The sequence below is a fragment of the Burkholderia sp. MSh2 genome (assembly GCF_000731655.1).
Classification (GTDB): Bacteria; Pseudomonadota; Gammaproteobacteria; order Burkholderiales; family Burkholderiaceae; genus Burkholderia; species Burkholderia paludis.
The window spans coordinates 1-798 of record NZ_JPGM01000087.1; the positions used below are offsets into that span (position 1 = coordinate 1).

1 protein-coding gene is annotated in these 798 nt (G+C 65.4%); it reads left to right on the forward strand.

Going from position 1 to position 798, the window contains the following annotated elements; translation table 11 throughout:
- Positions 1-16 precede the first annotated feature (16 nt).
- The coding region (locus GQ57_RS34730; protein ID WP_034200244.1) for a 3-hydroxybutyrate dehydrogenase at positions 17-798 on the forward strand (782 nt) is incomplete at its 3' end.

A 798-nucleotide genomic window follows, 5' to 3' on the forward strand; every position in this document is an offset into this window, starting at 1 on the left:
CCACGGGAATTCGAACATGAGCAACCTGAATGGCAAGACCGCAGTCGTCACGGGCGCCGCAAGCGGCATCGGCAAGGAAATCGCCCTCGAGCTCGCGAAGGCGGGCGCGGCGGTGGCGATCGCCGACCTGAACCAGGACGGCGCGAACGCGGTCGCCGACGAGATCGTCAAGGCGGGCGGCAAGGCGATCGGCGTCGCGATGGACGTGACGAACGAGGAAGCCGTGAACAGCGGCATCGACAAGGTCGCCGAAACGTTCGGCTCGGTCGACATCCTCGTGTCGAACGCGGGCATCCAGATCGTCAACCCGATCGAGAACTACGCGTTCTCCGACTGGAAGAAGATGCAGGCGATCCACGTCGACGGCGCGTTCCTCACGACGAAGGCCGCACTCAAGCACATGTACAAGGACGATCGCGGCGGCGTCGTGATCTACATGGGCTCGGTGCACTCGCACGAGGCGTCGCCGCTGAAGTCGGCGTACGTGACGGCCAAGCACGGCCTGCTCGGCCTGGCGCGCGTGCTCGCGAAGGAAGGCGCGAAGCACAACGTGCGCTCGCACGTCGTGTGTCCGGGGTTCGTGCGCACGCCGCTGGTGGACAAGCAGATTCCGGAGCAGGCGAAGGAGCTCGGGATCAGCGAAGAGGAAGTGGTGAAGAAGGTGATGCTGGGCAACACGGTCGACGGCGTGTTCACGACGGTGCAGGACGTCGCGCAGACGGTGCTGTTCCTGTCGGCATTCCCGAGCGCCGCGCTCACGGGCCAGTCGTTCGTCGTCAGCCACGGCTGGTTCATGCA